At 61.5% G+C, this 20505-nt stretch carries 19 protein-coding genes; 9 read left to right on the forward strand and 10 right to left on the reverse strand.

Annotated elements, in window-relative coordinates; translation table 11 throughout:
- Positions 1–198: 198 nt before the first annotated feature.
- Both rssC and rssB read right to left on the reverse strand, forming a co-directional pair.
- Positions 199–681: an anti-sigma factor antagonist RssC gene (rssC, locus tag J1G34_RS21205; protein WP_017848891.1), complete on the reverse strand. Its 483-nt coding sequence runs from the start codon at positions 679–681 to the stop codon at positions 199–201.
- Positions 681–1862 (reverse strand): two-component system response regulator RssB, encoded by a 1182-nt coding sequence (gene rssB, locus J1G34_RS21210; RefSeq protein ID WP_057722957.1) that lies wholly within the window; start codon positions 1860–1862, stop codon positions 681–683. Before rssB ends, rssC begins: the two co-directional genes overlap by 1 nt.
- 276 nt (positions 1863–2138) lie before the next feature.
- Here rssB and J1G34_RS21215 point away from each other — a divergent pair, with 276 nt between their 5' ends.
- Positions 2139–2435, forward strand: coding sequence for a PilZ domain-containing protein (locus J1G34_RS21215; RefSeq protein ID WP_222994590.1), 297 nt, complete (start codon positions 2139–2141; stop codon positions 2433–2435).
- A 62-nt stretch (positions 2436–2497) separates the two neighbouring features.
- On the opposite strand, the gene J1G34_RS21220 is transcribed toward J1G34_RS21215, so the two are convergent.
- The gene (locus tag J1G34_RS21220; RefSeq protein WP_370671219.1) at positions 2498–3136 is read right to left on the reverse strand and encodes an MlaA family lipoprotein; all 639 of its coding nucleotides are present in this window, start codon (positions 3134–3136) and stop codon (positions 2498–2500) included.
- Between the two features lie 247 nt (positions 3137–3383).
- On the opposite strand from J1G34_RS21220, the gene J1G34_RS21225 reads away from it, so the two are divergent.
- Both J1G34_RS21225 and J1G34_RS21230 read left to right on the forward strand, forming a co-directional pair.
- Positions 3384–3992: a phosphatase gene (locus J1G34_RS21225; RefSeq protein ID WP_065936267.1), complete on the forward strand. Its 609-nt coding sequence runs from the start codon at positions 3384–3386 to the stop codon at positions 3990–3992.
- A 111-nt stretch (positions 3993–4103) separates the two neighbouring features.
- On the forward strand, positions 4104–4370 hold the full coding sequence (locus tag J1G34_RS21230) for a DUF4404 family protein (RefSeq protein ID WP_222994591.1): 267 nt from the start codon (positions 4104–4106) through the stop codon (positions 4368–4370).
- A 138-nt stretch (positions 4371–4508) separates the two neighbouring features.
- On the opposite strand, the gene queF is transcribed toward J1G34_RS21230, so the two are convergent.
- Both queF and copI read right to left on the reverse strand, forming a co-directional pair.
- Positions 4509–5339, reverse strand: coding sequence for an NADPH-dependent 7-cyano-7-deazaguanine reductase QueF (gene queF / locus J1G34_RS21235; protein ID WP_222994592.1), 831 nt, complete (start codon positions 5337–5339; stop codon positions 4509–4511).
- Positions 5340–5405: 66 nt separating this feature from the next.
- Positions 5406–5918, reverse strand: a complete 513-nt coding sequence (copI, locus tag J1G34_RS21240; protein ID WP_065886356.1) for a copper-resistant cuproprotein CopI — start codon at positions 5916–5918, stop codon at positions 5406–5408.
- A 156-nt stretch (positions 5919–6074) separates the two neighbouring features.
- Between copI and J1G34_RS21245 the strand changes: the two genes are divergently transcribed.
- Both J1G34_RS21245 and J1G34_RS21250 read left to right on the forward strand, forming a co-directional pair.
- Positions 6075–6755, forward strand: a complete 681-nt coding sequence (locus J1G34_RS21245; RefSeq protein ID WP_222994593.1) for a heavy metal response regulator transcription factor — start codon at positions 6075–6077, stop codon at positions 6753–6755.
- Entirely contained in the window at positions 6752–8104 is a 1353-nt protein-coding gene (locus J1G34_RS21250) for a heavy metal sensor histidine kinase (protein ID WP_122561670.1), read from the forward strand. Before J1G34_RS21245 ends, J1G34_RS21250 begins: the two co-directional genes overlap by 4 nt.
- Positions 8105–8212: 108 nt before the next feature.
- Here the strand turns inward: J1G34_RS21250 and J1G34_RS21255 are convergent, their stop codons facing one another.
- The 3 genes from J1G34_RS21255 to J1G34_RS21265 form a co-directional block, all read right to left on the reverse strand.
- Entirely contained in the window at positions 8213–9457 is a 1245-nt protein-coding gene (locus J1G34_RS21255; protein WP_065935582.1) for a lipoprotein-releasing ABC transporter permease subunit, read from the reverse strand.
- Between the two features lie 61 nt (positions 9458–9518).
- The gene (gene lolD / locus J1G34_RS21260; protein ID WP_163001694.1) at positions 9519–10202 is read right to left on the reverse strand and encodes a lipoprotein-releasing ABC transporter ATP-binding protein LolD; all 684 of its coding nucleotides are present in this window, start codon (positions 10200–10202) and stop codon (positions 9519–9521) included.
- 7 nt (positions 10203–10209) lie between these two features.
- Positions 10210–11460 (reverse strand): lipoprotein-releasing ABC transporter permease subunit, encoded by a 1251-nt coding sequence (locus J1G34_RS21265; RefSeq protein ID WP_065893540.1) that lies wholly within the window; start codon positions 11458–11460, stop codon positions 10210–10212.
- A 94-nt stretch (positions 11461–11554) separates the two neighbouring features.
- Between J1G34_RS21265 and J1G34_RS21270 the strand changes: the two genes are divergently transcribed.
- Together J1G34_RS21270 and J1G34_RS21275 are read left to right on the forward strand one after the other, a co-directional pair.
- On the forward strand, positions 11555–12133 hold the full coding sequence (locus J1G34_RS21270) for a PilZ domain-containing protein (protein ID WP_065935584.1): 579 nt from the start codon (positions 11555–11557) through the stop codon (positions 12131–12133).
- Between the two features lie 44 nt (positions 12134–12177).
- Complete coding sequence (locus J1G34_RS21275; RefSeq protein ID WP_065893538.1) at positions 12178–12900, forward strand: glycerophosphodiester phosphodiesterase; 723 nt, start codon at positions 12178–12180, stop codon at positions 12898–12900.
- Between the two features lie 42 nt (positions 12901–12942).
- Here J1G34_RS21275 and sthA read toward each other — a convergent pair whose 3' ends face one another.
- On the reverse strand, positions 12943–14337 hold the full coding sequence (sthA, locus tag J1G34_RS21280) for a Si-specific NAD(P)(+) transhydrogenase (protein WP_065886348.1): 1395 nt from the start codon (positions 14335–14337) through the stop codon (positions 12943–12945).
- A gap of 215 nt (positions 14338–14552) precedes the next feature.
- On the opposite strand from sthA, the gene J1G34_RS21285 reads away from it, so the two are divergent.
- Entirely contained in the window at positions 14553–15086 is a 534-nt protein-coding gene (locus J1G34_RS21285; RefSeq protein ID WP_222994594.1) for a chalcone isomerase family protein, read from the forward strand.
- 156 nt (positions 15087–15242) lie between these two features.
- On the opposite strand, the gene J1G34_RS21290 is transcribed toward J1G34_RS21285, so the two are convergent.
- Positions 15243–16706 (reverse strand): glyceraldehyde-3-phosphate dehydrogenase, encoded by a 1464-nt coding sequence (locus J1G34_RS21290; RefSeq protein WP_065893536.1) that lies wholly within the window; start codon positions 16704–16706, stop codon positions 15243–15245.
- Between the two features lie 340 nt (positions 16707–17046).
- Between J1G34_RS21290 and mfd the strand changes: the two genes are divergently transcribed.
- Positions 17047–20496 carry a transcription-repair coupling factor gene (mfd, locus tag J1G34_RS21295; RefSeq protein ID WP_065893535.1) on the forward strand — a complete coding sequence of 1150 codons (3450 nt, stop codon included), beginning with the start codon at positions 17047–17049 and terminating at the stop codon, positions 20494–20496.
- The last annotated feature ends 9 nt before the right edge of the window (positions 20497–20505 follow it).

Consider the following 20505-nt stretch of genomic DNA (forward strand, 5'->3'; position numbering starts at 1 on the left):
GGCTCCACAGCTACAACAACTACCTGTCGCCAATAGCCATGGAGCAAAAAGCGGCATAAACACCGTAATCGGTGTCCGGGATTACTTGACCAGTTCAGCTTGCCCCCGATGGCGGTGGGTCAGTTGTGTATTTACTGACTGACACACCGCTATCGGGGGCAAGCCCCCTCCCACATTTGAGCGCATTTCAATTGGGGATCAGTGGCGCTCGAGAGCGTTAACGAGGTCGTGGAAGGCTTCGCGGTTGGACTCGTTCAGGCCCATCAGGATCTTGTGTGCTTCGAGTACCTTGATCCGCACGATTTCCTCGGACTGGTCCTGCGACGGCAGGTCGGTCAGGCATTCCGGGCAGGGGATCGGGCGGTCAACGATGTTGAACACCTGGTCAAAACCCATGGACTGCAGCAGACGGGTAATGTCTTCGTGGGTGGTGACCACGGTCGGCAACAGGCCGACCTTCTGCCGCGACAGAATGGACAATTTGGCCAACAGGCCCAGGGTGGTGCTGTCGATGCTGCGGGTTTCGGTCAGATCGATCACGATCGCCGAGAAGTTCAGCGCTGTGAAGATCCGCTCGATCGTCGCATCCAGCGCCGAACACAGGGTCAGGCGCACTTCACCGACAAACTTCAGGACGAAGGTCCCGTCTTGCTCGGCGAATTGGATTCTTCCGGTACTCATCAAAGATTCCTGCTCAACACCAATAGGGCGATATCATCCGGCATCTCCCCTAGCGTGGCCAATCCAAAAACCTGCCGCAGACCATCCAGGCTGCCGCCCGCCGACTTGACCTTTTGGGGCAAGGCGGCTTCTTTCTCTTTAAGTGTAGGCTCTGGAAGGAGGTCCAAGATGCCGTCGGACATCAGCGTCAGGCTGAAGGTCGGCGGCAGTTCCAGGATGTGGTCTTCATAGGTGGCTTCATTGAACAAGCCCACCGGCAGGCCACGCCCTTCCAGGTAACGCACACTGTCAGGAGTGTACAGAACAGGCATCGGCAGGTGACCGCCAATGCTGTAGGTCAAAAGACCGGTTTCTTCATCGATCACGCCGCCAACCATCGTCACGTGCTTGCCCAGCTTGCAGCTGATCAGGCCTCGGTTGATGTGGCCCAGCACCTCGGAGGGGGTGAATTCCGGCAAGGTGCCATTGCGCTTGGATTCGAACAACAACCGCGTGGTCATGAACTTCAACAACACGGTGACAAACGCAGAGGATGCACCGTGGCCGGACACGTCGGCCAGGTAGAACGCCACGCGCCGCTCATCCACACGGAAATAGTCGACAAAATCCCCCGACAGGTACAACGACGGGATGATCTGGTGCGCGAACTGGAAATCGTCGATGGTCCAGGGGCTCACCGGCAGCATGTTCATCTGCACCTGGCGACCGGCGTTCTGGTCTTCCTGGAGCAGGTTCAGGCTGGCTTCGAGCTCGCGGTTGGCAGTTTCGAGCTTTTCGCGGTAGCGCTGGTTTTCCTGGAGCAGGCGGGCACGGTCCAGGGCGCGACGCACCGAGTGTTCCAGCACCGCCAGGTCTTCCAGGGGCTTGATCAGGTAATCGGCGGCGCCCAGGCGCAAGGCTTCAACGGCGTCATTCATGACCCCGGCACCGGACACGACAATCACCGGTGTCTGCGGAGCACGCTCGGTCACCTGGCGAATCAGTTCGAGGCCGCCCATCTGGGGCATGCGCAGGTCGCAGATCACGAGGTCGGGCTGGTCGCGCTCGAATACCTGGAGACCCTGTTGGCCGTTGCCGGCCTGCAGGACGCTGAAGCCACTGTCTTCCAAATAGGCCGCGAGGCTCGCGCGCACTACTTCGTCGTCATCGATTATCAGCAGCGTGGCACTGGTTTTTTGCATGTGGGCAAACGGCGCCAGAATTAGGTTGGCGTAGGTGGCTCGACAATGGCCGGGCTCACGTACTGGATTCGCTTTCTAGCCTCTCTGTCCTACAAAGCATTGGGATTTACCCCATGCACAACCGTAAAGCAGAGGTGCCCTTCTAAGGCGCAGACGGTACTCCCATCCGTGAGGGGTTTCAAGCTCATGCCGATGGTCGCCGAACGTCTTTACACGGCAAATCACCGGGAGTTATAAGAACGCTCATGACCACAACCCAAAGTAAGGATGGATGCTGTGAGCGAACATGAGCGCGACTACGCGGAAAAACGCGACTTCATCCGCATGCGGGTGGATGCCGATGTGTCCTTGATCCACGCCGGACAGGAAATTGCAGGGGTCTGCGTGGACCTTTCCAGCTCCGGCATGCAGGTGCAGGCGCCTCGCCAGTTCAGCGTCGGTGACTTGCTGACCGTGCGCATCGATTCGGAGCACGCCGCACTAAAAGGTCTTGAGGCCGATACTGAGGTAGTATGGACGAAGGCGGAGGGCGATGAGCAGCAGCTGGGCCTGAAGATTTTGAAAATGCGCTGATCAGCGCATACAAAAAAGGCGACCGTTCAAAGGTCGCCTTTTTCATTTCAAAACGTCACAGCTTAAAAGTCGTCGACAACCTTGCCGTCCTTGACCTTGAACTCACGGTTCTGCAGGTAAGCGTTACGGATAAAGGTGTACTTGTCGCCGCTGATCAGCTTTTCGCTGTCGAGCAGGCTGGCTCGGGTGTCGACCACATTCAGGCCAAAGGTGCTGTTGCGCCAGCCGATATCGTTCATGTAGCGGTACGGTTGGGTGTAGCTATCCACGTATTTGGACGGCGCATCACGCAAGGTGCTTGGACCCATCAACGGGATCATCACGTAGGGACCGCTGCCGACGCCCCAGTAGCCGAGAGTCTGGCCGAAGTCTTCATCGCTGCGCTGCAGCCCCATTTTGGTGCCGACATCGATAAAGCCCAGCACGCCGAACGTGGTGTTGACCAGCAGGCGGGCCGTGTCGACGCCAGCGTTGTGCGGCTTGAGCTGCAACACGTTGTTGGCCAGGTTGCCGACATCGCCGATGTTGCGGAAGAAGTTGTGAATGCCGTCCTGCACCAATTGCGGGGTGACGAACTGATAGCCCTGGGCGATTGGCTTGAGGGCATAGGTATCAACGGTGTCGTTGAAGGTGAAGATCGGGCGGTTGACGCTTTCCCATGGATCATCTTCTGTCGCGGCCTGGGCGGCGAACGGTGCCATTAGGACGGTGGCACACACCGACAACTGAGCGAAGTACTGGCTCCAGCGCATAGCTTTTGCTCCTTGAATAGTCTGTCATGGGCGCTATGCCCTGAATAAGGCGGCCAGTATATGACGGAAGTGTGGATTTAGGCAGTCGCAAGGAAACGACTTTCACAATTTGGACAAAATTCCTACAAATACGCGCCGATGTCATCCACCTGTCATGCCGCCCCGATAGCGTTGCAGCTATTTCAGGGACGTTCAGATGCCACATGCCGAAATCGCCGTCGCCACTGCCCCCGCGTTGACCGCCGTGTTGTTTGGCCTGAGTGGCTGCCTGGTGGATTTCGGTTCCCAGGCCCGGCGCGACTCACCCTCCCCCGACTCCCAGGCCACACCCGGCGCGCTGAAAATCCTGCGCAGCCTGAAAGAGCAAGGCGTGCCCTGCGCCTGGCTGGATGAACTGCCGCCGTCTGTCACCACGCCACTGGCCGCGACCCTGCCCGCGTGGATCAAGGCCGCCTCACCCTCCACCATCCGCTGGCCGGCGCCCCACGCCTGCTGGCAAGCCTTGATGGAACTGAACATCGATCGCCTGGACGGCTGCGTGCTGGTCAGCGGCGAACCGCGCCTGCTGCAATCGGGCCTGAACGCCGGGCTGTGGACCATCGGCCTGGCCTCCTGCGGCTCGCTGTGCGGCGTGGCGCCGGAGCAATGGCAGGCGCTGAGCGAAAAGGAACGCGAGCACAAGCGCGGCAAGGCCACCGTGGCCCTCTATGGATTAGGCGTGCACTCGGTGATCGACCACCTCGGTGAGCTCGACACCTGCCTGGCCGATATCCGCCTGCGCCGCCTCAAAGGCGAGAAGCCCTGACAAGGATCATGCACAGTGGGCGCCGGTGGATTAATCTACACGTCAGTTCGTAGACCTTTCCCGGCGTGCCGCGGTCTATGCCAGTGCCTATCGATAAAAGGAAAGAATGTCATGCCTGATCGCAAAAAACTGGAAGAACAGGTCGAGATCCTGCGCGGGCAGCTGGAACAGGAACCGCCGCTGCCGGAAGAAAAACGCGAAGCGCTGGAAGCCTTGATCGCCAAGTTTGAAGTGCAACTTGAACTGGAGCCGGCTACCCAGTCGCCCAGCATTTCCGACGACGTGAATCAAGCGGCCATAGAGTTCGGCGCTGAACACCCGGTCATTTCCGGGACATTGCGCAACATCATGATCACCTTGGGCAACATCGGCATCTAACCTGCCCGCGAGCCTAGCGCAGATCCAAAATGTGGGAGGGGGCTTGCCCCCGATAGCGGAGTGTCAGTCACAGCACCTGTGTCTGACCCCCTGCAATCGGGGGCAAGCCCCCTCCCACATTGGGTTTTGTGTGCAGGCTTACTGGCGCGCCAGGCGTACGTTCTGGAACACCACATCCTCGGTGCTGCGATACGGGTTGATGTCCAGCCCACCCCGGCGCACATACCGTGCGTACACGGTCAGTTTCTGCGGCTTGAGCAAGCGCTGCAGGTCGAGGAAGATGCGCTCCACGCACTGTTCATGGAAGTCCGAGTGCTGACGGAAGCTCACCAGGTAGGCCAACAGGCTGGCGTGATCCAGCGCCGCACCGCGGTACTCCACCACCACACTGCCCCAATCGGGCTGGCTGGTGACCGGGCAGTTGGATTTGAGCAGGTGGCTGTGCACGCTCTCTTCCACCACACGCGAGTCATCACAGCGCAACAGTTCCGGGCGCGGATGTTCGTAGCTGCTGACGTTGATATCCAGGTCATCGATGCATACGCCCGGCAACGCCATCACGCCTTGCGCCTCGATTTCGGCCAGGCTGCGGATGCGCACGCTGACCGGCTTGCCGGCGGCGGCGCTGAGGTCGTTGCGCAGGGTCTCTTCCAGGCCATGGGTGTCGGCGAACGCGGTCTGGTTCAACGAATTGAGGTACAGCTTGAAGGACTTGGACTCGATGATGTTCGGCGAGTCGGCCGGGATGCTGAACTCACAGATGGCCACCACCGGCTTACCGGACGGCAGCAACCAGGACAGTTCGAAGCAGTTCCAGAAATCCACACCCGTGTAGGGCAGGGTCTCGGCGCTCAGGCCCAGCTCGGCCCACTTGGCCGCGCGAGGGATCGGGAACAGCAACGAAGGGGTGTACGTGGAGATGTATTCACTGGACTTGCCCAGCGGCGAATGTTCGGCTGCGGGATGCATGGCGGAAACCTGGCTAAATAAACCGCGCCAGTCTACCAGCCTTTGCTCCCGCCCTTAAGGAACGCCTTACTCAACGGTCAGCGTGCCGACCATGCCCGCCTGGTAATGACCGGGAAGATTGCAGGCGAACTCAAGGCCGGTGGCCTTGCTAAAGGTCCACGTCAGCTCGGCGGTTTTGCCGGGTTCGACCAACACGCTGTTCGGATCATCGTGCTTCATCGCGCCATGCTCCATTTTACTGTGGTCCATGGCCCCCATACCGGTCGCCGTGAGCATGCCGCTGGCCTGCATCTGCAACATTTCCTTCTGATGTTCGGCGTGCATGGCCGCGTCGCCCAAGTTGAATTCATGCAACAGCCGGCCTTTATTGACCAACACAAAACGGACCGTCTCACCGGCCTTGACGTCGAGGGACTTGGGTGAAAAGGCCATGTCCTGCAAGGTCACTTCGACTGTGCGTGTGGCTTTGTCAGCCGCAGCGGGTTGGCCGAACGCATAGGTGTGGGCCGCATCGGCCATGGCATCGACGCTCAGCGCCAACAGGCAGCCCGCCACAAATAAAGGTGTACGCAACGCCATCTTTCACTCTCCACAATGGGTGACTCGCTGAGGGAGCACTTTAAGATGGCCACGCTGCCAGCCAACTGACTGCTAGATTACAACTTTGTCAGGTTGCCCCCTTACCCTTGAGCCCAAGGTATAAAGCCCGGCGCCCACCGTTGCCACGAGCCGCCCATGAAACTGCTGATTGTCGAAGACCAACCAAAAACCGGCCACTATCTGCGCCAGGGCCTGGCCGAAGCCGGGTTTACCACCGAGTTGGTGGCCGACGGCACCAGCGGCCAGCACCTGGCGCTGACCGGCGACTATGACTTGCTGATCCTCGACGTCATGCTGCCCGGTCGTGATGGCTGGCAAATCCTGCAAGCGGTGCGCAGCGCCGGCCTGGACATGCCGGTGTTGTTTCTTACCGCACGCGACGCGGTGGAGGATCGCGTGCACGGCCTGGAGCTGGGCGCCGACGATTACCTGGTCAAGCCCTTCGCCTTCTCCGAGCTGCTCGCCCGCGTGCGCAGCCTGTTACGGCGTGGTGGCAGCACGCCGCAGGACACCCACCTGCAACTGGCCGACCTGCGCCTGGACCTGATCCGCCGCCGCGTCGAACGCAGCGGCCAGCGTATCGACCTCACCGCCAAGGAGTTTTCCCTGCTGGAACTGCTGCTGCGCCGCCAGGGCGAAGTGCTGCCCAAGTCGCTGATCGCCTCACAGGTGTGGGACATGAATTTCGACAGTGACACCAACATCATCGAAGTGGCGATCCGCCGCCTGCGCCTGAAAGTCGACGATGCCTTTCCCAACAAGCTGATCCACACGGTGCGCGGCATGGGCTATGTACTGGAGGAGCGCTTCACGTGATCCAGCGCCTGTCCCTCGCCAGCCGCCTGGCACTGCTGTTTGCCGCGTGCACCGCCGTGGTTTCGCTGCTCGCCGGCGTGTTGTTCAACCACGCCAGCGAGGCGCACTTTATCGAGCTGGACCAGCAGCAATTGGACAGCCGGCTGGTGACGCTGCGCAACACGTTGCAGGGTGTCGACTCGCCGCAAGCCTTCGCCCGGCGCGAACCCCAATTGCGCGCCGACCTCAACCATCAACCCGACCTCACCTTGCGCATCACCGCGGCCGGCCAGCGCTGGCTTGACCAGGCACCCGGCGTGGCGTTGCCCGAGGCACCCGGCCTGCACAGCCTGCAGCAGGCCGGCACCGCCTATCGCGTGTACAACGCGCCCTTGAGCCCCGGCCAACCTGGCTCAGCGCAGTTGACCCTGATACTCGACATCACCCACCACCAGCATTTTCTGCAGCGCATGCAGCGCTTGATCTGGCTGACCGTCGGCCTCTCGGCCCTGGCCACCGCGCTGCTCGGCGCCTGGGCGGCGCGCAGCGGGCTGCGACCCTTACGGCGCATGGGCGAAGTCGCCGCCGGCGTGTCCGCCCATTCCCTGACGCAACGCTTGCCGCAGCACCAGATGCCGGCCGAACTGGCCGAGTTGGCGCAGACCTTCAATGCCATGCTGGGCCGCCTGGACGACGCGTTCCAGCGCCTCTCGGCCTTCTCCGCCGATATCGCCCACGAACTGCGCACACCGCTGTCAAACCTGCTGACCCAGACCCAGGTCATCCTCACCCAGCCGCGCCCACTGGAGGATTACCGCGAAGCGCTGCACAGCAACCTGGAGGAATTGCAGTGGATGGCGCAATTGGTCAACGACATGCTGTACCTGGCCAAAGCCGACCACGGTTTGCTGAACCCCAAGCGCGAGCCTTTGGCACTGGCTGATGAAGTCGAGGCGTTGCTGGAGTTTTTTGCGCTGCTGGCCGAAGACGCGCAGGTTTCGCTGGTGTGCGACGGCCATGCCCACACGCCCGGTGATCGCGGCATGTTGCGCCGAGCCCTGTCCAATCTGTTGGAGAACGCACTCAGGTTTACCCCGGCGGGCGGCGAAGTGCGGGTGCGCCTGGCAGACGATGAGCGCGGCGTGAAGCTGACGGTGGAAAACACCGGGGAAGGTATTTCGAAAGATGTGTTACCCAAACTGTTCGATCGCTTCTACCGGGCCGATCCGGCGCGGCGCGAGGGCAGCAGCGAGCATGCGGGGCTGGGGCTGGCGATTACCCAGTCGATCGTGCGGGCGCATGGGGGGAGGATTTATTGTGAGTCTGAGGCGGGGTGGACGCGGTTTGTGATTGAGTTGCCTCACCTATGATCGTTCCCACGCTCTGCGTGGGAATGCCTCATTGGACGCTCTGCGTCCGCTGTTGTGACGCAGAGCGTCACGGGATGCGTTCCCACGCAGAGCGAGGGAACGATCGGTTCAGGAATACCTGAGCGCATGCGCCGGCTCGATCTTCGCCGCCCGATACGCCGGATAAATCGTCGCCAGGAAGCTCAGCACAAACCCCGCCGAGCAAATCAGCAACACATCGCCACCTTGCAGTTCGGAAGGCAGGTTACTGACAAAATACACATCCGAACTGAAGATATGCTGCCCGCTCACCCGCTCCAGCCAGCCCACCAGTTCGCTCACGTTCAGCGCCGCAATCACCCCCAGTACGCCGCCGATCAGGGTGCCGACCACGCCGATCACGGTGCCCTGCACCATGAAGATCGCCATGATCTGCCGAGGCGTGGCGCCGATGGTGCGCAGGATCGCGATGTCGGCGCCCTTGTCGTTCACCACCATGATCAAGGTGGCGATGATGTTGAAGGCGGCCACCGCGACGATCATCAGCAGCAACAGGCCGATCATGGTCTTTTCCATCTTCATCGCACTGAACAGGCTGCCCTGGGTGTGGGTCCAGTCGTCGGCCTTATACGCCGCGCCGAGGCTGGCGGCGATGTCCGCCGAAACCTTCGGCGCCGCGTACAGGTCGGTCACCGCCAGGCGCACGCTCTGCACCTGGTTGGGTTGCCAATGCTGTATTTCGGCCGCATCGGCCATGTTGATCAAGGCCATGGAACCGTCCAGCTCGGCGCCCACCTTGAAGATACCCACCACGTTCAAACGCTGCATACGTGGAGTGATGCCGCCCGGCGCGGTGCTGATTTCCGGCACGATCAAGGTCAGTTTGTCGCCCACATTGAGGCGGAAGCGGCGTGCGGTGATGTCGCCGATCACCACTCCGAACTCACCGGGCTTCAGGTCTTCCAGTTTGCCGCGCACGATGTGCTTGGCCACGATCGACACCTTGCCTTCCTGGGCCGGGTCGACGCCGCTGATCTCAATCGGCTGCATGGCGCCCTTGTAGGAGAACATGCCGTCCATCTGAGTGAAGGGTACCGCCGCCGTCACTTGCGGGTTCTTCATCGCGGCAGCGGCCACCGGCTGCCAGTCATCAATCGGCTTTACGCCGACGATGGTGGCGTGGGGCACCATGCCAAGGATGCGCGAGCTCATTTCGCGCTGGAAGCCATTCATCACCGAGAGCACCACGATCATCGCCAAGACGCCCAGGGCGAGGCCGATCATCGAGGTCATCGAGATAAACGAGACAAAACGGTTGCGGCGTTTGGCGCGGGTATAGCGCGTGCCGATGAAAATCGATAACGGTCTGAACATTCGCGTACACCGCCTGAAAAAATAAAAAAGCCCGGCCTCGAAAAACCGGGCTTGCAGCCACTCAGATAGCGACCAGATGACCTTCCTGCAAATGCAGTACGCGGTCCATCTGACGGGCCATGCTCATGTCATGGGTCACCACCAGGAACGCGGTGCGCATCTGGGTGCTCAGCTCCAGCATCAAGTCCTTGATGCCCTGGGCGGTGTGGGAGTCGAGGTTGCCGGTGGGCTCGTCGAGCATCACCAGGCCTGGGTTGTTCACCAGCGCACGGGCGATGGCCACACGCTGGCGCTCACCACCGGACAGCTCGGCCGGCTTGTGCTCCAGTCGATGGCCGAGGCCGACGCGCTCCAGCAAGGCGGTGGCACGCCGGCGCGCCTCGGGGATCGCGGTCTTGCCGATCAGCAGCGGCATGCACACGTTTTCCAGGGCGGTGAATTCCGGCAGCAGGTGGTGAAACTGGTACACAAAACCCAACGAGCGGTTACGCAACTGGCCACGGGCCTTTTCACCGAGGGCCGAAAGTTCTTCACCGGCCAGCCACACGCTGCCCTGGGACGGCGTGTCGAGGCCGCCCAACAGGTTCAGCAAAGTGCTTTTGCCGGAACCGGAACTGCCGACGATCGCCACGCGCTCGCCCGGGTGCAGTTCAAGTTGCAGGTTGGCCAGCACGACCACCGATTCCGGGCCTTCCTCGTAGGATTTGCCCAGGTTGCGGCAGCTCAGGATTGCTTTTTCACTCATGCCCGATTCACTCATAACGTAATGCCTGTGCTGGCTGGGTACGTGCCGCGCGCCAGGCTGGATACAGGGTGGCAAGGAAACTCAGGACCAACGCGGCACCGCCCACCATCAACACGTCCTGGGCCTGAACCTGGGACGGCAAGTAGTCGATGAAGTAGACGTCGGCGTTGAGGAATTTGTGACCGAGCACTTTTTCAAGCAGGGCGATGGCGGCGCTGACATTCAACGCGGCGAGAATGCCGACGGCGGTACCGATCAGGGTGCCGACCACGCCGATCACGGTGCCCTGCACCATGAAGATCGCCATGATCTGCCCCGGCGTGGCGCCCAGGGTGCGCAGAATGGCGATGTCGCCCTTCTTGTCGTTCACCACCATCACCAGCGTGGAGATAATGTTGAAGGCGGCCACGGCGACGATCAGCAACAGCAGCAGGCCGATCATGGCTTTTTCCATGCGGATGGCCTGGTACAGGTTGCCGTGGGTGCGGGTCCAGTCGCGGGCGTAGTACTGGGATTCGCCCAGGTGCTGGGCGATTTCCCAGGCACCGCGCGGCGCGTCGAACAGGTCGTTGAACTTCAGGCGCAGGCCTTGCACCTGGTCCGGCTGCCAGCGGTGCAGGCGGGCCAGGTCAGTGAGGTTGGTCAACCCGAGGTAGCCGTCGATCTCGCCGGCGCCCACATGAAAGGTGCCGACCACGGTAAACCGCTTCATGCGCGGGAACATGCCGGCCGGGGTCACGGTGACCTCCGGCGCGACGAAGGTCAGCTTGTCGCCCACGCTTACGCCGAGCTTGGCCGCGGCCTTGTCGCCGATGATGATGCCGAAGCTGCCGGGCGCCAGGTCATCGAGTCGGCCCTGCAGCATGAACTTGTCGATGATCGAGACGTTGCGCTCCTGGGCCGGGTCGACGGCATTGAGCAGGATCTTCTGCACCTTGCCGTCATTGGTCAGCAGCCCCTGCATCTGGGTAAACGGCGCAACGGCCAGCACCTTGGGGTTCTGCTTGACCTTGGCGGCCAGGCTTTGCCAGTCGCTGATGGGCGCATCGCCCTCGATGGTCGCGTGGGGCACCATGCCCAGCACGCGGGTGCGCATCTCATGATCGAAGCCGTTCATCACCGACAGCACCACGATCATCACGACCACGCCCAGGGCGAGACCGATCATCGAGGTCAGGGAAATGAACGACACAAAATGATTGCGACGCTTTGCACGGGTATAACGCGTGCCGATAAATACGAAGAGAGGTCTGAACATGTCGGGGCTTGTTCGGAGGAAAAGAAGACGTCCCGGTGGCGGGGTCTGATCAGCAGCTTTACACTCAGACCATTACCGTTACCTGGGGTTCGCCATGTCGACATTAGATGAAGAAGAGCGCCGCGAATACTACCGTATCGACGACATGATCGCACTCCAAATCAAAAGCCTGTCGGCGCCCGACGCGGCGAGCAAGGAAGTGTTGCTGGATGATTCGCCGCTGTTCAATCTGCTCAGTGAATTGCACCTCAGCGAGTTCGAAGCCCAGCACCTGCTGCGCCAGATCAACGAAAAAGACCGCAGCCTGGCGGCGTTCCTCAAAGTGCAGAACAAGCGCCTGGACCTGCTCAGCCAGGTCATGGCCCGCGGGCTGCTCAATGAGGTGGGCGCGCCGCAGCCGGTGATCCTGTCCGAAGGCGGCATCGACTTTCAGCACCCTGCCCCGCTCGTGCCCGACACGCACCTGGCGGTCAAGCTGGTGCTGATGCCCCAGGCGCTCGGCCTGTTGCTGCGCGCGCGGGTGACCCATTGCGATCCCAAGGGCGACGGCTTTGACGTGGGCACGGAATTCGAATCCATGACCGACGCCCAACGCCAACTGCTGGCGCGCTACATCCTGCAGAAACAGGCCCAGGAACGCCGCCTGGCGCGAGAACAAAGCGACGATCTCTGAATGCGTATTCACGACGCCAGCCATCCTGGCGCAAAGGAGCAACTGTGACCCTGATTTACGGCCATCGCGGTGCCAAAGGCGAAGCACCGGAAAATACCCTGACCAGCTTTCAGGAATGCCTCAAGCACGGCGTACGCCGCTGCGAACTGGACCTGCACCTGTCCATGGACGGCGAACTGATGGTCATCCACGACCCTACCCTCAAGCGCACGGCCGACCGACGCGGCAAAGTCGTCGAGTACTCGGCAGCCGACCTGGTGAAGATGGATGCGCGCAAAGGCGGCCCGGGCTGGGTCAGCCCCTGCCCGATCCCGCGCCTGGAGGAGTTGTTCGAAAAGTGCGACTTCGATCACTGGCAGCTGGAAGTCAAAAGCGCTTCGCGTACCCGCGCCGCCACCACCGTGCTGGCGATCCGCGAGATGGCCGTGCGCTTTGGCCTGATGGACAAAGTCACCGTCACCTCAAGTTCGCGGGAAGTGCTCAAAGCGGCGATTGAACTGACCCCCGACCTGTCACGCGGACTGGTGGCCGAATACGCCTGGCTCGACCCACTGAAGGTCGCGCAGAACTATAGCTGTGAGTACCTGGCGTTGAACTGGACGTTGTGCACCCCCGAGCGGCTGGAAAAAGCCCAGCGCCAGGGTTTGCATGTATCCGTATGGACGGTCAACGAACCCGCGCTGATGCGCAGGCTCGCCGACTTCGGCGTAGATAGCCTGATTACAGACTTTCCCGGTTTGGCCACTGCCACCCTCGGGAATTACTGAAATCGGTCTCCCCGGCCGGCTCAGGCCACCGGCCGGAGCCGCTCAAAAAAGCCGGTTGAGGCCGTCGTAGGCCGCTACCCGATAGGCTTCGGCCATGGTCGGGTAGTTGAACGTGGTGTTGACGAAATACTTGAGCGTATTCAGATCACCCGGCTGGTTCATGATCGCCTGGCCAATGTGCACGATCTCCGACGCCTGGTAGCCGAAGCAATGCACGCCGAGCACTTCCAGGGTTTCGCGGTGGAACAGGATCTTCAGCATGCCCTGGGGCTCACCGGCGATCTGCGCACGCGCCATGCTCTTGAAGAACGCCTTGCCCACTTCGTACGGCACCTTGGCCTTGGTCAGTTCGTGCTCGTTCTTGCCGATCGAGCTGATCTCGGGAATCGTGTAGATGCCGGTCGGCACGTCGTTCACGTAGCGCCAGCTGCCGTTGTCGACAATGCTGCCGGCCGCCGAACGGCCCTGGTCATGGGCGGCGCTGGCCAGGCTTGGCCAGCCGATCACGTCACCGGCGCCGTAGATGTTGGTCACGCAGGTGCGGTAGTTCTCGTCCACCTCGATCTGGCCACGGCTGTTGACCTTGACCCCGATGTTTTCCATGCCCAGCTTGTCGGTGTTGCCGGTACGCCCGTTGCACCACAGCAAGGCGTCGGCCTTGATCTTCTTGCCGGACTTGAGGTGCAGGATCACCCCGTTGTCCAGGCCTTCGACGCGCTCGTACTCTTCGTTGTGGCGCACGGTGATGTTGTTGTTGCTGAAGTGGTAGCTCAACGCCTGGGAAATTTCCGAGTCGAGGAAGCTCAGCAACTGGTCACGGTTGTCCACCAGTTCCACCAGTACACCCAGGCCGCTGAAGATCGAGGCGTATTCGCAGCCGATCACGCCGGCGCCGTAGATGATCAGCTTGCGCGGGGTGTGGCCCAGGCTCAGGATGGTGTCGCTATCGTAGATACGCGGGTGGTGGAAATCGATGTCCGCCGGGCGATACGGGCGCGAGCCGGTGGCGATGATAATGTGCTTGGCCACCAGTTTTTCGACCACGCCGTTGGCACAGACCACTTCGACGGTCTGCTCGTCGGCGAAGCTGCCGGTGCCGAAGAACAGGTCGACGCGGTTGCGGGCATAGAAGCCGGTGCGCGACGCGACTTGCTTGGAGATGACTTTCTCGGCGCTTTTCAATACGTCCGGAAACGAGAACCAGCGCGGCTCGCCAATGGCCCGGAACATCGGGTTGGTGTTGAATTGCATGATCTGGCGCACGGAGTGACGCAACGCCTTGGACGGGATGGTACCCAGGTGGGTGCAGTTGCCGCCGACCTGGCGACGGCTGTCGACCATCGCCACCTTGCGCCCTGCCTTTGCAGCGTTCATCGCCGCGCCTTCTCCAGCCGGGCCGGAACCCAGTACCACCACGTCGTAGTTGTAGACAGCCATGCGTACTCCTCAGAACAGGCCAGGCGTACGGTTGGACGCCTGGCTAAATCATGCCGCGGCCAGCGGGCATGAAGGACAATTTGGCTCAAGTGTGTGAACCGGGGCACAGTCTATATAAGGCTCAACGCCGCGCACATTAACCCTTGGTCGCGTCGTAGGCCAGTGTTGCCATACTAACAGGGCGCAAATCAGCGTCGATTCAAGGATCAGCCATTATGCGACAACTCTTTATCGGTTTGATGCTGATGCTGTCGATCACGGCCCAGGCCAGTGATGTGGACCGACTCAAGCAGGCCGGCTTCCCCGCGCAGGTCGAGGGGTTGGCGCTGAAAAACCAGGCGGTGCTCAACTATCTCTGGGCGGATGTGTATGCGGCGGCGCTGTACGCGCCGGCGGATCTGACCGCAAGGCAAGCCTGGGACCAACAGAAAGCGTTGCGCCTGGTGCTGTATTACTTTCGCAACATCGATCGCGCGGATGTGATCAAGGCGGCCAGCGCCACCCTGGAACGCCAGCAAGCCAGTGCCGGCTTGAATCCGGAGATAGCCAGGCTGCACGCCCGCTTTCGGGATATTCGGAGCGGTGACCGCTATGCCCTGGATTTTCGCCCGGGCCGGGGTTTGAACCTGGAGATTAATGGTCAGGTGGTGTTCAGCAGTAGCGATGATGTGCTGGCGAGGGCTTACCTGGGTATCTGGCTTGCACCTGAAGGGTTGTCTGATGAATTGCGCGGCCAGTTGCTGGATTGATGTGTCGGCTGTAGCACCGCCATCGGGGGCAAGCCCCCTCCCACAGTTTGATTTGCGAACACATACCAATGTGGGAGGGGGCTTGCCCCCGATGAGGCCCTCCCAGGCACAAAAAAGCCCCGAACCAGTCGGGGCCTTTTCATTCAACACTCAGGCTTAGCGCGGAAACGCCGGCGGGTTGACCCCAGCCATGTCTTCCATCACGCGAACCACCTGGCAGCTGTAGCCGAACTCGTTGTCGTACCACACGTACAGCACAACGCGGTTGTCCTGGCTGATGGTCGCTTCAGCGTCCACCACACCGGCATGGCGCGAGCCGACGAAGTCGGTGGATACCACTTCCTGGGAATTGACGAAGTCGATCTGCTTGTGCAGATCGGAGTGCAGCGCCATGTAGCGCAGGTACTCGTTCATCTCTTCACGGGTGGCGGCTTTCTCAAGGTTCAGGTTGAGAATGGCCATCGACACGTTCGGCGTCGGTACACGGATCGCGTTACCGGTCAGCTTGCCGGCCAGCTCAGGCAGGGCCTTGGCGGCAGCGGTGGCGGCACCGGTCTCGGTGATCACCATGTTCAGCGCGGCGCTGCGGCCACGGCGGTCGCCCTTGTGGAAGTTATCGATCAGGTTCTGGTCGTTGGTGTACGAGTGAACGGTTTCGACGTGGCCGTTGACGATGCCGAACTTGTCATTCACAGCCTTGAGCACCGGCACGATGGCGTTGGTGGTGCAGGAAGCGGCGGACACGATCTTGTCGTCAGCGGTGATTTCGGCATGGTTGATGCCGTGCACGATGTTCTTGAGCTTGCCCTTGCCAGGCGCAGTCAGGACAACGCGGTCGACACCCGGGCAGGCCAGGTGCTGGCCCAGGCCTTCGGCATCACGCCATACGCCGGTGTTATCCACCAGCAGCGCGTCCTTGATGCCGTACTGGGTGTAATCCACCTCGGACGGGTTCTTCGCGTAGATCACCTGGATCAGGTTACCGTTGGCGGTGATGGTGTTGTTTGCTTCGTCGATAACGATGGTGCCGTTGAACGGACCGTGTACCGAGTCGCGGCGCAACAAACTTGCGCGCTTGGTCAAGTCGTTCTCGGCGCCTTTGCGCACCACGATGGCCCGCAGGCGCAGGCCGTCGCCGCCGCCGGTTTTTTCGATGAGGATGCGCGCCAGCAGGCGGCCGATACGGCCGAAGCCGTAGAGCACCACGTCGGTGCCTTTGCGGGCAGCGGCGCTTTGCTGGCCGATCACCTCGGCCATTTCTTCACGCACGAACTGCTCGGCAGTGCGACCTGCGCCTTCCTTGCGGAATTTGTAGGCCAGCTTGCCCAGGTCGACCGAAGCCGCGCCGAGCTTGAGCTCGCTCATGGCCTTGAGCAGTGGGAATGTTTCGTGGACGGAGAGTTCGCTGTCGTCGGCAGAACGGTGGCGCGCAAAGCGGTGCGCCTTGAGAATCGCGATGACGGACTGGTTGATCAGGCTGCGGCCATAGATCGAGCTCACCACATTGTTATTGCGGTACAGCTGACCGATAAGCGGAATCATCGCTTCAGCGAGTGCTTCACGGTCGATCCATTCACCAAGACACTGGTCGGGCTTCTGAGTCACGGGAACCTTCCACATGTAGGGGCTGAAAAAAGGGGCTACATTATGTCGCCCGACTGACCGTTGAGCAATGCGCTACAGGCAACAAAAACCCCTTGCAAAAAAATACCACCGCGCTACAGCCCAGGAAATACGCGGGTTCCAGAAGGCCACCCATTTGACGAGCAGGCCGACTTGTCCGTAACCCTCCTAAACATTCGCGCATTTTGGCACTACATATTGAGTCAAAACCCACGATTGTTTGTCTTAGCCACTACATTTCCAACAAACCGTAATAGGCACAGTCAGCAACTGACAGGCGGCACCTCTGGCCGTTACAATTACCGACTTTGTCGCAACGCTTGGAGCTCAACCTTCCGTGCCCGTTCTGCGTCTACCGCTACTCCCTGCCGCGGCAGGTAAACAGCACTGGGGCAACCTGCCCGGTGCCGCCCTGAGCCTGGCCATTGCCGAGGCTGCCAGCGCAGCCAAGCGCTTTACCCTGCTGCTGACCGCCGACAGCCAAAGCGCCGAACGGTTGGAGCAGGAGCTGAGCTTCTTCGCCCCCGATTTGCCGGTGCTGCACTTTCCCGACTGGGAAACTCTGCCCTACGACCTGTTCTCGCCGCACCAGGACATTATTTCCCAGCGCATCGCCAGCCTGTACCGCCTGCCGGAACTGGCCCACGGCGTGCTGGTGGTGCCGATTACCACGGCATTGCATCGCCTGGCGCCGACCAAGTTCCTGCTCGGCAGCAGCCTGGTGCTGGACATCGGCCAGAAGCTTGATGTGGAGCAGATGCGCACGCGCCTGGAGGCCAGCGGCTACCGTTGCGTCGACACGGTGTACGAGCACGGTGAATTCGCGGTGCGCGGTGCACTGATTGATCTGTTCCCGATGGGCAGCAAGTTGCCGTATCGCATCGACCTGTTCGATGACGAAATCGAAACGCTGCGCACCTTCGACCCGGAAAACCAGCGTTCCATCGATAAGGTCGAGTCGATCAAGCTGCTGCCGGCGCGGGAATTTCCCCTGCAAAAAGACGCGGTCACGCGCTTCAAGGCGCGCTTTCGCGAGCGCTTCGATGTGGACTTCCGCCGTTGCCCGATCTTCCAGGACTTGAGCAGCGGGATTACGCCGGCCGGTATCGAGTACTACCTGCCGCTGTTCTTCGACGAAACCTCCACGCTCTTCGATTACCTGCCCCAGGACACCCAGGTGTTCTCGCTGCCGGGCATCGAGCAGGCGGCGGAAAATTTCTGGAACGACGTGCGCAACCGCTATGAAGAGCGCCGCGTCGACCCATCCCGACCTTTATTGCCCCCCGCCGAGCTGTTCCTGCCGGTGGAAGACTGCTTCGCGCGCCTGAAAAACTGGCCGCGCGTGGTCGCCAGCCAGCAGGATGTGGACGCCGGCAGCGGCCGCGAGCGCTTCCCCGCAGCGGCGCTGCCGGATTTGGCGATTCAGGCCAAAGCCACACAGCCGCTGGAGGCGCTGTCCAACTTCCTCGGCGACTTCCCCGGCCGCGTGCTGTTTACCGCCGAATCCGCCGGGCGTCGCGAAGTGCTGCTGGAGTTGCTGGAGCGCCTGAAGCTGCGCCCGAAAACCGTCGACAGCTGGCCGGATTTTGTAAAAAGCAACGAGCGCCTGGCAATCACCATCGCGCCGCTGGACGAAGGGCTGCTGCTGGATGACCCGGCCCTGGCCCTGATCGCCGAAAGCCCTTTGTTCGGCCAGCGCGTGATGCAGCGTCGCCGTCGCGAAAAACGCGCCGACGCCAATAACGATGCGGTGATCAAGAACCTCACCGAGCTGCGCGAAGGCGCGCCGGTGGTGCACATCGACCACGGCGTCGGCCGCTACCTCGGTTTGCAGACCCTGGAAATCGACAACCAGGCCGCCGAATTCCTCACCATGGAGTACGCCGAAGGCGCCAAGCTCTACGTGCCGGTGGCCAGCCTGCACTTGATCGCGCGCTACACCGGCAGCGACGACGCGCTGGCGCCCTTGCATCGCCTGGGCTCCGAGACCTGGCAGAAAGCCAAGCGCAAGGCCGCCGAACAGGTGCGCGACGTGGCCGCCGAATTGCTCGACATCTACGCCCGCCGCGCCGCCCGCGAAGGGTATGCGTTCGCCGACCCGAAAGCCGACTACGCCACCTTCAGCGCCGGCTTCGCCTTCGAAGAAACCCCGGACCAGCAAACCACCATCGAAGCCGTGCGCGCCGACATGCTCGCGCCCAAGCCGATGGACCGCCTGGTGTGCGGCGATGTGGGCTTCGGCAAGACCGAAGTGGCCATGCGCGCCGCCTTTATTGCGGTGCATGGCGGCAGGCAGGTGGCGATCCTGGTGCCGACCACCCTGCTCGCCCAGCAGCACTACAACAGCTTCCGCGACCGCTTTGCCGACTGGCCGGTGACGGTGGAAGTGATGAGCCGCTTCAAATCGGCCAAGGAAGTCAATGCCGCGATTGCCGACCTGGCCGAAGGCAAGATCGATATCGTGATCGGCACGCACAAGCTGCTGTCGGACGATGTGAAGATCAAAAACCTGGGCCTGGTGATCATCGACGAAGAACACCGCTTTGGTGTGCGCCAGAAGGAGCAACTCAAGGCCTTGCGCAGCGAAGTCGACATTCTTACGCTCACGGCAACGCCTATCCCACGCACGCTGAACATGGCCGTGTCGGGCATGCGCGACCTCTCGATCATCGCCACGCCGCCGGCGCGCCGCCTGTCGGTGCGCACCTTCGTGATGGAGCAGAACAAAAGCACGGTCAAGGAAGCGTTGCTGCGCGAATTGCTGCGCGGTGGCCAGGTGTATTACCTGCACAATGACGTGAAGACCATCGAGAAGTGCGCCGCCGACCTCGCCGAACTGGTGCCGGAAGCCCGCATCGCCATCGGCCACGGGCAGATGCGCGAGCGCGAACTCGAACAGGTGATGAGCGACTTCTACCACAAGCGCTTCAACGTGCTGATCGCCTCGACCATCATCGAGACCGGTATCGACGTACCGAGCGCCAACACCATCATCATCGAGCGCGCCGACAAGTTCGGCCTGGCCCAGTTGCACCAACTGCGCGGCCGCGTCGGGCGCAGCCACCACCAGGCCTATGCCTACCTGCTGACGCCGCCGCGCCAGCAAATTACCAGCGATGCGGAAAAACGCCTGGAAGCCATCGCCAACACCCAGGACCTGGGCGCCGGTTTTGTGCTGGCCACCAACGACCTGGAAATCCGTGGCGCCGGCGAACTGCTCGGCGACGGCCAGAGCGGGCAGATCCAGGCGGTGGGTTTCACGCTGTACATGGAGATGCTGGAGCGCGCGGTGAAAGCCATTCGCAAGGGCGAGCAACCGAACCTCGATCAACCGCTGGGCGGTGGCCCGGAAATCAACCTGCGCCTGCCGGCACTGATTCCCGAAGACTACCTGCCGGATGTGCATGCGCGGCTGATCCTGTACAAGCGCATCGCCTCGGCCACCGACGAAGAAGGCCTCAAGGACCTGCAGGTGGAAATGATCGACCGCTTCGGCCTGTTGCCGGAGCCGACCAAGAACCTGGTGCGCCTGACCCTGCTCAAGTTGCAGGCCGAGCAGTTGGGCATCAAGAAGGTCGACGCCGGGCCGCAGGGCGGGCGTATCGAATTCGAAGCCCAGACGCCGGTGGACCCGTTGGTGCTGATCAAGCTGATCCAGGGCCAGCCCAACCGCTACAAGTTCGAAGGGGCTACGCTGTTCAAGTTCATGGTGCCGATGGAACGCGCCGAAGAACGCTTCAATACCCTGGAGGCGCTGTTTGAGCGCCTCATTCCGAAATCTGCTTGAAGGACGCCT

The sequence above is a fragment of the Pseudomonas sp. Wu6 genome, assembly GCF_019891515.1.
GTDB lineage: Bacteria > Pseudomonadota > Gammaproteobacteria > Pseudomonadales > Pseudomonadaceae > Aquipseudomonas > Aquipseudomonas orientalis_A.

Bases quoted from the DNA above. Each gene is read 5' to 3' on its own strand.
- rssC (WP_017848891.1), bottom strand. From the start codon at position 681: ATGAGTACCGGAAGAATCCAATTCGCCGAGCAAGACGGGACCTTCGTC.
- rssB (WP_057722957.1), bottom strand. From the start codon at position 1,862: ATGCAAAAAACCAGTGCCACGCTGCTGATAATCGATGACGACGAAGTA.
- J1G34_RS21220 (WP_370671219.1), bottom strand. From the start codon at position 3,136: ATGGCACCGTTCGCCGCCCAGGCCGCGACAGAAGATGATCCATGGGAA.
- J1G34_RS21225 (WP_065936267.1), top strand. From the start codon at position 3,384: ATGCCACATGCCGAAATCGCCGTCGCCACTGCCCCCGCGTTGACCGCC.
- J1G34_RS21230 (WP_222994591.1), top strand. From the start codon at position 4,104: ATGCCTGATCGCAAAAAACTGGAAGAACAGGTCGAGATCCTGCGCGGG.
- queF (WP_222994592.1), bottom strand. From the start codon at position 5,339: ATGCATCCCGCAGCCGAACATTCGCCGCTGGGCAAGTCCAGTGAATAC.
- copI (WP_065886356.1), bottom strand. From the start codon at position 5,918: ATGGCGTTGCGTACACCTTTATTTGTGGCGGGCTGCCTGTTGGCGCTG.
- J1G34_RS21245 (WP_222994593.1), top strand. From the start codon at position 6,075: ATGAAACTGCTGATTGTCGAAGACCAACCAAAAACCGGCCACTATCTG.
- J1G34_RS21255 (WP_065935582.1), bottom strand. From the start codon at position 9,457: ATGTTCAGACCGTTATCGATTTTCATCGGCACGCGCTATACCCGCGCC.
- lolD (WP_163001694.1), bottom strand. From the start codon at position 10,202: ATGAGTGAAAAAGCAATCCTGAGCTGCCGCAACCTGGGCAAATCCTAC.
- J1G34_RS21265 (WP_065893540.1), bottom strand. From the start codon at position 11,460: ATGTTCAGACCTCTCTTCGTATTTATCGGCACGCGTTATACCCGTGCA.
- J1G34_RS21270 (WP_065935584.1), top strand. From the start codon at position 11,555: ATGTCGACATTAGATGAAGAAGAGCGCCGCGAATACTACCGTATCGAC.
- sthA (WP_065886348.1), bottom strand. From the start codon at position 14,337: ATGGCTGTCTACAACTACGACGTGGTGGTACTGGGTTCCGGCCCGGCT.
- J1G34_RS21285 (WP_222994594.1), top strand. From the start codon at position 14,553: ATGCGACAACTCTTTATCGGTTTGATGCTGATGCTGTCGATCACGGCC.
- J1G34_RS21290 (WP_065893536.1), bottom strand. From the start codon at position 16,706: ATGTGGAAGGTTCCCGTGACTCAGAAGCCCGACCAGTGTCTTGGTGAA.